Source organism: Paenibacillus darwinianus, from assembly GCF_000598065.1.
GTDB classification, from domain to species: Bacteria; Bacillota; Bacilli; order Paenibacillales; family Paenibacillaceae; genus Paenibacillus_I; species Paenibacillus_I darwinianus.
Genome location: NZ_KK082164.1, coordinates 31,211 through 42,380, shown reverse-complemented (window position 1 = coordinate 42,380; position 11,170 = coordinate 31,211). Strand labels below are relative to the sequence as shown.

Genomic DNA, 11,170 nt, shown 5'->3' with positions numbered 1-11,170 from the left:
ACATTGCTAGCGGCGAAGAGCCAATTTTAACAACCGGAACAGGGCTCTTCAGGGCGATGCTGTCCGCCACGAAAGTGGAAGGTACCCATACTTCCTGCAAGAAGCTGAAACCATCGAGCCAAATGTCCGGAAAATCGGAAAGTTCCCAATGCCAATAACCGATATTGTATCTTCCGTCGAAAATTCGATTACCGAAATAGGCATAGATCTCGGTCATTTGCTCGGCGTTAATATGAAAAATATTTACATCAAAGGACGGCTGAACCGTCTCTTTGTGAACCCACGTTGTATCCGACATTCTTGCGGGGTTCGTTCCTCTGAAATTCAAAATACCAAATTCAACACCAGCGGCCGTCATACTTCTTGCTGCAATCCGGCATGACTCCCCAATCCCCATCTCGGCCCGAGCGTATCCGATTAAATTAACCCCTTCCCGTAGATTAGAATCACGATTGAAGGAAGCCTCTGCAGCTTGACGTATGGGAAAAGCGAGTTTTAAAAGCGTGCGTTTTGCGCTCTGTCTCACGGCTGGCGGTAATAAAGGAGCCAGCAGCCTCTTCGAGAATACAGCAAGACGATACAACAAACGATATAACATTCTGATAATAAACACCGCCGAAAAAAATGGATTGTGCCGCTTTATGACGAATCTTGTCCTGTCAAATAATATTAGCAAATTACATATTCAAAAACTACCCTTTTCTCTTAGAGCGCAGCTTAACGCTAAATCTGTCTTGGCGCCTGCGTATATGCAACTCAATTGTATAGCAATATTGATTGGTGTCTGATAAAATAATACCTTATTCATACTATTAAAAGCATTCGACAAATAAAGGAGAATTTTGTATGAAAGGTAATGCCTCAAAACGCAAAAAAGCGAGTGAAAAATTTAAATACATACCATCCGCCGAATTCTCTTTGCTTCACTTAATAGCCGTACTAGGAATCATCGCTTTCCTCTTCATCTTCCCCTTCAAAGCCGCGCTCTTCAACGGCTATGACGTCACGTTTGAAGGACGCATTTACGGAGCGATCATCTACACATCCCTGCTCTTTCTAATCTTCAGCATCTATTTGTGCTGGAAGTGGCAGGTCGATCGCATGCAATCCTATCTTTCCATGATCGCCATGTTCATCCCTCTCTTCTATTCGCTGTCTTCCATCGGCGCGGTCTCCCGTTATTACGCTTCACTCATGACGCTGGTGATGTTTGCACTGGCCGCTTTATACATTATCGGTCTGTTCCTCACAGAACATAAGATTACGAGTCGGATCATCGCGTTTGCCCTGCAGGCAGCCGCTTACCTCGTAGTGATTTTCGGCTGGTTGAATGCATTCGGCCAAATCTATTACCCGGATGGTCTGTGGCTGGCGGACAACGGCTATCGTCTCACATCCGTTTTTCAATATTCCAACGCCTATGCCGCTTTTCTGTCCGCCGCCATTCTCGCCGCGCTTTATTTGCTGACGGAATCGACGAAATGGTACGGCCGGATGGTTCACGCTTTCATGCTCGTTCCGATGATCATTTCCCTGTTCCTCACTTATTCGCGGGGAGCCATCGTTCTCTTGCCGATCCTCGTTCTGCTGACGCTGCCGCTGCTTCGCCTGGCGCAGCAAATCTGGTTTTTGGTTCATTTCTTCATAGCCGGTGTTTTGTCGTTGGCCATATTGGGTAAAATTACCGAGAATTATATTCGAATCGCAGCAGTCGTACAACCGCAAGGTGAACGGCCGGCACAGGCCATCTCTGCTTTCAGCGATTTGCCGCTGCAAAGCTGGTTGATCTTGATCGGGGCTTCTGCCCTGACGGCTTCACTTAGTTTTCTGCTGTCCACCCGTCTGGAACAATGGTTAAGCATCAAGACAGAGCGGCTGCAGTTGAGAAAATGGTCCGGCATCTTTGTTCCATCGGCTTTGGTTGTTTCCGTTCTGACCGGAGTTCTCTTGTTATGGGCAAGCAGCAGCATGAACGGACTCCTGCCCGAATCGATCGCCAGCCGTTTCGCCAATATCAATTTCCAGCAGCAAAGCGTATTGGAACGGAAAACGTTCTATGTCGATGCGCTTAAGGTGTCGCGGGACTATCCGCTGCTCGGCGCCGGCGGGGGTGCATGGCCGTCTCTGTACGAACAATACCAGAACAACCCGTATGTCAGCCGGCAAGCCCATAACTTCTTCCTGCAAACGTTGGTGGAGATCGGCTGGCTCGGCCTGCTGATCGTGCTCGCGCTCTTCGCTTTCAGCTTCCTTGCGCTGCTCCGCTTGCGGCGTGACGAGGCCTTCTATGAGAGCAGGCGGTTGACGTTCTACATCTTCGCGATCGCGATCCTGCTGCACAGCATGATCGATTTCGACATGAGCTATCTCTATCTGGCGGCGATTGTATTTTTCTCGCTGGGCGCGATGGCCGCTCCGTCCGACCTGAAAGCTCCTGCGACGATTATGGCTGTAATGAGCAAACGCGCATGGCTGCGTCTAGTCTATCCGTTCATGCTGATTTTGCTTTCCTGCGGCATGCTTGTCTGGTCCATCCGGGAATATCAGGCCATTCGATTCTATGAGAACAGCATGTACCTGGCGGTACAGAAGCAGGAAAATCTGGACAACCTGCTGCCCGATCTGAATCGCGCTTTGAAGCTTTCACCTTATAATCCGGCTTTTATGCTGACCAAAATCGATTGGATGAGCCAAGCCTACCAAGCCACCGGCGACGATAAATATCGCGATGAAGGAAAACTCCTCCTCAACCGGGCACAGCTTTCGGAGCCTTACAATCGTTCCATCCTGTTAGCGGCATATCGTGGCTTGAAAGCACGTGGACAAAACGCCGATGCGCTGTCCCTGTTAGAAGAGGGCATCAGGAAATTCCAATGGGACATCCGGTTCTATGAAGCGACGGTATTGGAGTACTTCACGCTAGGCCAACAAAGCAACGGGGACACTCAAAAAGTGTACTGGCAGAAAGCACTTGAATGGCATGATCAGGTTGTTGTAAAAATGAAGGATTTAGAGCAGAAGCTTCCCGAAGGCCAGCTTCAGGGCCGGGCTTTCTACGTCACGCCAATAATGGCGCAGGCAATCGGTCAAATCTATTACGATAAGCAAGATTATGCCAAGGCTGTTAACGTATTGTCCGCTCAGAGAGAGGGCGATTATACCAATCCCTACGTGCGTCAATCGGTAAGATATTATCTTGCAGCCCTGAATAAATTGGGTCAAAAAGACGGTGAGTCATTCAACAAGCTGCTGCAAGCCGATCCTGATGAGCAAGCCCTGCTGGATGAAGTCTTAAACCCCCGATGAACACACGACAACCACGTCTCTCTGAGACGTGGTTGTCGTGTTGTCCGGCCAATTAATCCTCTGCTTATTTCACATTCAACGCCCGGTAGATCACCACCGCAGCCTCGGCGCGGGTTGCCGTGCCGTTCGGGTTGAATTTGCCTTTGTTGCCGATGACGAGTCCTTTGCTTGCGGCCAGTGCGACGCCGGCTTTCAAACTCGCATTAATCGACGGCGCATCGGAGAATCCTTTGAGCGCCGCATCCGCATCGGTTACTTCCCGCACCCGGGCTGTCACTTTGACCGCACGGCTGATCATGGCCGCCATCTCGGCGCGGGTAATCGTGGCGCTCGGCGCAAATACCGTCTCCGAACGGCCGGTGATGATGCCATGCTTCACCGCAGCCGCAACGTAAGGAGCGAACCATTCCGTTCCTTGGACATCGATAAAGCTTTCCGTTGCCGAACGGCTCTCCAGATCCAGGGCGCCGATCAGCATTGTCGCAAACTCCGCACGGGTCACTTTATCTGTGGGCGCGAATACGCCCGCCGCTTTGCCGTTAATTGATCCCTTAGCTGCCACAACCGTAATGGGGCGGCCTGCCCATGCCTGCACCGACGCGATATCGTTGAAGGAGACCTTGTTCTCGACAACGACATATTGCGAGAATTCACTGCGCTTCTCGACCAGCTTGCCGTTGACGACTTTGCCCCCGACAATGCGCAGCTTGCCCTCATCGAGCTTCGCCAGAGCGAGCAGCTGCTCATCCTTGCCTGCCGCATTTGTAAGCGGGATACTTACTTCAATCGGCTCGTCGAACGCGGTTACCGCTTTACCGTCGACCGTCAGTCCAAGCTCAAACGCATCGGATGCCGCTCCATCCTGATGAATGGCCTGGGACGATACCGTTAATGTGGCAGCGCCATTGATCTGCCCTCCCAGCGGAAGAATCGCGCTAAAGCCGCTGCCAAGCTCGATTTGCACCCCTGCGATTCCTGCTGCGGTTGCTGCGGCAATCGTTGCGGCATCCAGTCCGACTTCGGCGGCATTGCCTGTCGCCGAATCCACCTTGACCGTCAATATCAGCTCGGGCAGCTCCGCCACGGCGTCCGGCGCGACAGCTTTCAGGGCATCCACCACTTTCTTGATGGCATCGATCGTCGATTTCAAATCGCTAATGCCAAGTTGAACCGTCGTTTCACCGCCGACGGTTACCGCTTTACCGGATGCATTGAAGTTCCCGATCTCCGTAATCGCCGTTATCGCAGCGGCAAGCACCTGCTCAATCAGCCGCTTGCGCGCTTCACCCGTCGCATTGGCGATGTTATCCGCCAACTCGCCCAGCTTGACTGCCGCATCATTGGCAAGCCCGGCCGGCCTTTCTGCGGGCGGTACGATGATCCCCGGGGAAGTCGGTGTCGGATTCGGAGCCGGCGTATTCAACGCAAGGAATCCAAGCCCGATTCGAATCGCCGCATCTCTCACGGCGGATCTCTCATCGACCGTCAATTTACCGTTAAAACCGAGAATAACATCTTTAGTTATAGCGGCATCGATTCCGTAATCCTTTACTATTCGGGTCACCGGGTTGTCCTTGGCCATGACGTTGGTTAAGACGGCTTGCAGAACCTCGTTGCGTTTCTCGCGGCTGTCATTGATGGCATACAGCTCGGAGAGCGACTTGCCTTGAAGAATCTTCAGGCCCTCTTCCTCAACGGAGGAAATGAATCCGACGATATGCGCGACGGTCAGATCCGTAACCTGGTTCGCGCCGGACGTATTGGCGGCCAGCTTGTTCAGTACCGCGCGAAGCGGGGGGCGATTTCGGATCTCCTCGATATGTTCGCCGTCCACGTCGTAGGGAACGGTCACCAGTGCGGCGAAGAAGCCATACAGCTCTTTCTCTTCGTCGGCGGTAAGGCTCACTCCTTTTGCTTCTATTTTGTTAATAGGAACGCGAATGAGTTCGAGATTGCCGTCCGCCGCAGGATCCAGAAACCTGGTTTTCAGCATAGCCCGGGCTTGGCGAATCCTGGTCAAATCTCCGGCAGTCAATTTGCCGCGAAGCGCCGCAAGGTTGTCCATGAATGGCTGGTCGAGGAACTCATTCCCGGCCGCGCTTGCCGTCTGCGTGAACCCCATCTTCTCCGCGAGGCCTTTCGGGCTCTGCGGCAGCCCGGCCAAAGCCGAGACCGCAACCGCTGCCGCCAGTGTCGTTACTGCAAGTTTCTTCTTCAATGTCATTCCCCACTCACCTCTACCCATTCCTGTATTTTATGTAAAAATGCCGGATATCCTTCTCCATAAGCTGCGTTCGCCGGCATGAATCTTCGGGCTGCTTTCCAGGCTGCCGCCGACGATGAGCCGACCGGCGTTATTTTCAACCGTGTGCCTCCATGCCGCGCCCAGCTCCCGCTCGATCCTCGCATAAGCCTCCCGCAGACGATAACCCCTCCGGTCAACGTGATGCGCATCGGATGCCACGAGATGAATCCAGCCCTGTCCGCACAGCGACCACGCCTGCCGCTCAATCTGCTTGCCGAAGCCGCCCAGCAAGGAATGCGTCGTGACCTGTCCGAACGCCCCGGCCTCGATCAGCTCTCCGAACCGTTCCGGATGCCGGACGATCTCCGCGTTGCGTTCCGGGTGGGCGATGACCGCTCGCAAGCCGAGCATATCAAGCTCATGCAGCAGATCGGTCAACCCCTTCGGGATAAATCCCGCAGGCAGTTCGATCAACAGATAATGCGATCGATTAAGCGCCAGCAGCTCGCCGCGGGTCCAGGCGTCCAGCAGCTCGCCGTGCACTCTGATTTCTTGACCCGGCAGCACGGTCAGCGGAATTCCGGCTTCGGTTATCCGGTCGTTCGCCTCCTGCACCAATTCCAGCACAGCGCCGGCCGGATTCAGGACATGCCCGTTAGCGTGATGAGGAGTGGCAATCAGCTTCGCGATGCCTTCCGCAGCCGCCGCCCGCGCCAACCGCAGCGTCTCCTGCCAATCGGCCGCTCCGTCGTCAATACCGGGCAAAATGTGGGTATGAACATCGATCATCATCGGATTCACCTGCGAGATGAAATGGTTATGGTAAACTCCACTCATAGAAATTTACACTGCAAGGCACTTTTCATTGTAGCATACAATTTCTGACTATAGAAAGTGTTTTTTATTCAAAAAGAATAATTTATAACGGTTTTAATCGCAATAAAACTCCAAACGAATAATTTAATCGCTTACAAATGGTGCTGTCTTTTCCGTGCGATTTCCAGCACCTAAACGGCAACGACCCCCTTACCGTTTCACATACCGGCGAGGAGGTCGTTATCGTTTTATTGTGAAGCCGACGGTTTAACCCTTCGCATCGAAGGAGCTCTTAAGCGACACGATTCGGTTGAACACCAGCCTGCCGTCCGCCGAAAGCTTCGGATCGACGTTGAAGTAGCCGTGGCGGAAAAATTGAAACTTGTCGTGGCCCGCCGCACCCTGCATGTTCGGCTCGACGAAGCCTTGCAGCACCTCGAGCGAATTCGGATTGATGCATTCGAGGAACGCCTTCCCGTCGTCCTCCGCCTCATTCGTGATGAGCGGCTCGTAGAGCCGGAACTCGGACGGAACCGCCTGCGAGGCTTCAACCCAGTGGATCGTCCCCTTGACCTTTCGTCCGGTGAAGCCGGTGCCGCTCTTCGTCTCCGGATCGTACGTGCAGCGCAGCTCGATCACGTTGCCTGCCTCGTCCTTCACGGCTTCCTCGCATTTAATGAAGTAGGCGTTCTTGAGCCGCACCTCATTGCCGGGGAACAGACGGAAATATTTCGCCGGGGGATTCTCCATGAAATCGTCCTGCTCGATATAGATCTCCCGCGAGAACGGAATCAGGCGCACGCCCATCTCCGGATTCTCCGGATTGTTGTCCGCTTCCAGATATTCCAGCTGTCCTTCCGGATAATTCGTAATCACGACCTTCAGCGGCTGCAGAACCGACATCGTGCGCGGCGCCTTCAGCTTCAGATCCTCCCGGATAAAATGCTCCAGCATCCGCTCATCCACGGTGCTGTACGCCCGGGCTACGCCGATCTCGCGGCAGAACGCGCGGATTGCCTCCGGCGTATACCCTTTGCGCCGCAGCCCCGAAATCGTCGGCATGCGCGGGTCGTCCCAGGCGTCAACCACGCCTTCGTCCACGAGCAGCTTCAGCTTCCTTTTGCTCATCACCGTGTTGGTCAGGTTGAGCCGGGCGAATTCGTATTGATGCGGCGTCGCTTCCATCTCGCATGCCGCCACTACCCAATCGTATAAGGGCCTTTGATCCTCGAATTCGAGGGTGCAGATCGAATGCGACACCCCCTCGATCGCATCGCTCAGCGGATGAGCGTAAGCGTACATCGGATAAATGCACCAGGTGTCTCCCGTCCGGTGGTGATGCGTGTGCGAGATCCGGTAGATGACGGGATCGCGCAGGTTGATGTTCGGCGAAGCCATGTCGATCCTGGCGCGGAGCACCTTCTCCCCGTCCCTGAACTCGCCGGCCCGCATCCGCGTGAACAAATCCAGATTCTCCTCGGCGCTCCGTCCGCGATGAGGACTTTCCGTACCCGGCTCCGTCAGCGTGCCGCGCGTCTCGCGTATTTGCTCCGCGTTCAGATCGTCGACGTAAGCTTTGCCCTTCTTGATGAGCAGCACCGCGCGCTCATACAGCTCCTCGAAATAATCGGAGGCGAAGCGCAGCTCGTCCCATTCGAAGCCGAGCCAGCGAACGTCCTCCTGAATCGATTCGACATATTCGGTATCTTCCTTAACCGGGTTCGTATCGTCAAACCGCAGGTTCGTCCGCCCGTTGAACTCATCGGCAAGCTCGAAGTTGAGGCAGATCGACTTCGCATGTCCGATATGCAGATAACCGTTCGGCTCGGGCGGGAAGCGCGTAACGATCTCGTTCACCTTGCCGGCCTTGAGATCGTCGATGACGATGTTTTTGATGAAGTTAGAGGAGGAGGATGTCTTGTTCTCCATGGCGATCAACCTTTCCCAGCGATGAAAATTTATATCCTCCTATCATACACAATATTGAGGCGTAATATAAGAGCGTTCCGTGCGGAACGCGCGGCGCGGCCATCATCCCTCGCTCTCATGATGCTCGAAAAAGACGCTGCCCCCCAGGAAACGGTCGCGCTCCATGGTTGAATCGAACGTACCGTAGGCGAGCATCAGCTTAACGAGCGCCGCCTCTACCGAAATTTTGGGCAGCCCGACAACCAGCCCCTGGCCGAGAAAACCGGCGGCCGAACGATACTGGTCGGCATCCGCCGCCTTCACGGGCGCGACATAGACATCGATGCCCCGCGCGGCGCAATAGGCCGCAAAGTCCTCGAACGAGGAGCGGAAGCCGTCCGCAGCCTGTACGTTTGCAGTGGCGGAATGGTACAGCCCGTGAAGCACTGCCGCCGGCTTGCGGCAGTCGCCGCCATCCTCTTCCTCCCCTTCAACCGCGCTGAAACGATACAAGCCATAGTCGAGCCCCGGATAAGGACGGATAAACAGGATTCGGGTGGAAAAGCGCACCTGCTCGGGCGGCACGACCGGCAACCGTTCGGCACGCAGCTCGGACAGCTTGGGATTCACCTCGTGAGGCGCGGACTCGAACCTCCCTTCCCGCACATAGCCGAGAGGCGTGCCGTAGGGGCCGTCGAACCGATCGGTGAACGGGAGCGCCTCGGTGAGCCGCGTTCCCAAGTAAACCGCGCAGTCGCCCGGGTCGTTCGCCCACGTCACATACACACCCGGCAGCGCGGCATCCAGAATGAAATCCACGGCGGCCGCGAAATTGCGCAGCCCGTTGCTGCGCCCGTCGTCCAGCGGATAGTCTCCGGCGACAAGCACAATCGGGACCCCCGCATGGGCAAAAGCGTAGCTGAGCGCCGCCGCAGTAAACGGCAGCGTATCGGAGCCGTGCGTCACGATCACGCCCCGGTATTGCTCCGGCGTGGGCTCGAGCAGACAGGCGATCAGCGCCGTCCAATGCGCCGGGTTCAAATTCTCGCTAAGCGCTTGATAAGGCTGCGCCGTATCGAAGGCGATATCTCGCGCCCGTTCAAGACCGCGGTACCGCCCGAGCAGGTCGAACGCCGTCGCACCGTCAACATCGATGACCTTGCCGCTTTTGCGGCTGCCGATCGTGCCGCCTGTGAAGACGACCCGGATTGCGTCTTGCACGCATATTCCCCCTTCCGTCAACCTTTTACAGCAACGCCTCGATGTCCGGCTTCAACGCCTCGGGCGCCGTCTTGGGCTCGAACCGCCGCACCGGATTTCCTTGCCGATCGATAAGAAACTTCGTGAAATTCCAGGGGATCTTCTCCCCATCGCCTCCCGACAAATACACGAACAGCGGATGGGCATGCTCGCCCTTGACGTCGACTTTCTCGAACATCGGGAACGTCACGCCGTAATTGACGCTGCAGAAGCGCTCAACCTCCTCGTTGCTGCCCGGTTCCTGCTCCGCGAACTGGTTGCACGGGAAACCGAGTATTTCAAGCCCGCGATCTTTATATGTATCGTAGAGCTGCTGCAGCCCTTCGTATTGCGGCGTCAAACCGCACTTGCTGGCCGTGTTGACGATGAGCAGCACCTTGCCTTCGAAAGCCTCCAACGAAGTCTCTCCGCCCTTGATCGTACGGGCTGCGAACGGGTAAACCGACATGCGCGATTCCTCCTCCATTTAACTCATGGATCGGCACTCTAACGGGCCTTCACGCACTCCCCGGCCGCCATGTGCCTACACTTTATCATGTCAATTTCGACGCGTCAAAAACTATTCATTACTCATCCCGCCGATCCCTCCACAATCGTTCCGTATCCCCGGCTTGCTCCGTTCGAATAAGGGGGAGCTTTATCGGATCGAGAAATGATTAGAAATCGTGAGAAATCCGGAGCATCCGCCGCCGATCGGTGGGCACACCAGGATTTTCCGGGAAAAATCAAGTTATCTGAATATTTACAATATTTAAACGGACAGTTATAATCAAGACAAGCAACAACGACATATCACCGATAACGATACCGCGTTTATATCTTTCAATTCAGGACATGGTCGCTCTGACGACAACGAATCCCTTTGGATTCACCGTCTTGGATTGGAAATGATATAAATATCAAATCGGAGAGGGGATAGACCGTTGAAACAAGTAAGCGAAGCATATCTTTAAGCCGTTTGACAGCGCGACGCGTCAAGCGGACGAAAACCGTCAGCACGAGGGCGAGATGATAATCGTCGTACAGTTGGCGACTGGATATGCGGGGACCGGGAGATGCTCGTAGGATGGAATGCCAGGCAACACCCCATGAAGGAAACAAGCAACACCTGCAAGCAGGCAATGCCCTGCAACATCCCGCAAGGGAAGCAAGGAATTTAAAGTAAGTTAAGCAACAAAAAATAAAGGGAAACAACGAAAGTTGTCGATTGGAGTGTGCTTGGTACAATTGAATAGTTCATTGAATATAAATGAGGGATGCCGGTTATGAACACATAAGCGGCTTCCCTGTTTATTTGTGTTCGCCCACCTTTATCCCTCCATCTTCATGAGGCTCGATGGCATGCGCCTTAGCGATTTGACAAGCGTTTATCTATATGCGTTGAACAACGAGTGCGTCACGGCAATGTACTGACTTTGCTCCAATTAACGCGGCCGATCAAGCTTTTATGCATCCAGATCGCGGCTTGATTGCCGTCTCCCATCGCAATCGCGGCCTGCTCCGAATGAAGGGCAACGTCCCCTGCGGCCCAGACATGGCGGATGCTCGTCATTTTGGTGCGCGGATCGACGACGATATGGCGGTTGCCCGCCAGCTTCGCGCCCAGCTGACCCACCAACGACGAGCGGACATCAT

The 11,170-nt window shown here is 54.6% G+C and carries 6 protein-coding genes and 2 pseudogenes; 1 reads left to right on the top strand and 7 read right to left on the bottom strand.

The genetic code is table 11. The features are described 5' to 3' along the window. Positions 1-598 (bottom strand): annotated as a pseudogene (locus tag BG52_RS15660) (glycosyltransferase family 1 protein); the annotation flags it as partial. Positions 599-846: 248 nt separating this feature from the next. Here BG52_RS15660 and BG52_RS09080 point away from each other — a divergent pair. Then, on the top strand, positions 847-3,306 hold the full coding sequence (locus BG52_RS09080) for an O-antigen ligase family protein (protein WP_036582276.1): 2,460 nt from the start codon (positions 847-849) through the stop codon (positions 3,304-3,306). Between the two features lie 64 nt (positions 3,307-3,370). On the opposite strand, the gene BG52_RS09075 is transcribed toward BG52_RS09080, so the two are convergent. The 6 genes and pseudogenes from BG52_RS09075 to BG52_RS09050 form a co-directional block, all read right to left on the bottom strand. Continuing rightward, positions 3,371-5,524, bottom strand: a complete 2,154-nt coding sequence (locus BG52_RS09075; RefSeq protein WP_190287511.1) for an S-layer homology domain-containing protein — start codon at positions 5,522-5,524, stop codon at positions 3,371-3,373. 36 nt (positions 5,525-5,560) lie between these two features. Then, positions 5,561-6,388: a tyrosine-protein phosphatase gene (locus BG52_RS09070; RefSeq protein WP_144340776.1), complete on the bottom strand. Its 828-nt coding sequence runs from the start codon at positions 6,386-6,388 to the stop codon at positions 5,561-5,563. 246 nt (positions 6,389-6,634) lie between these two features. Next, positions 6,635-8,296, bottom strand: a complete 1,662-nt coding sequence (locus BG52_RS09065) for a glutamine--tRNA ligase/YqeY domain fusion protein (protein ID WP_036582309.1) — start codon at positions 8,294-8,296, stop codon at positions 6,635-6,637. Positions 8,297-8,398: 102 nt separating this feature from the next. Further along, the gene (locus BG52_RS09060; RefSeq protein WP_051587949.1) at positions 8,399-9,496 is read right to left on the bottom strand and encodes an asparaginase domain-containing protein; all 1,098 of its coding nucleotides are present in this window, start codon (positions 9,494-9,496) and stop codon (positions 8,399-8,401) included. Positions 9,497-9,521: 25 nt separating this feature from the next. Continuing rightward, complete coding sequence (locus BG52_RS09055; protein WP_036582271.1) at positions 9,522-9,983, bottom strand: glutathione peroxidase; 462 nt, start codon at positions 9,981-9,983, stop codon at positions 9,522-9,524. Between the two features lie 948 nt (positions 9,984-10,931). After that, positions 10,932-11,170 (bottom strand): annotated as a pseudogene (locus tag BG52_RS09050) (NAD(P)/FAD-dependent oxidoreductase); the annotation flags it as partial.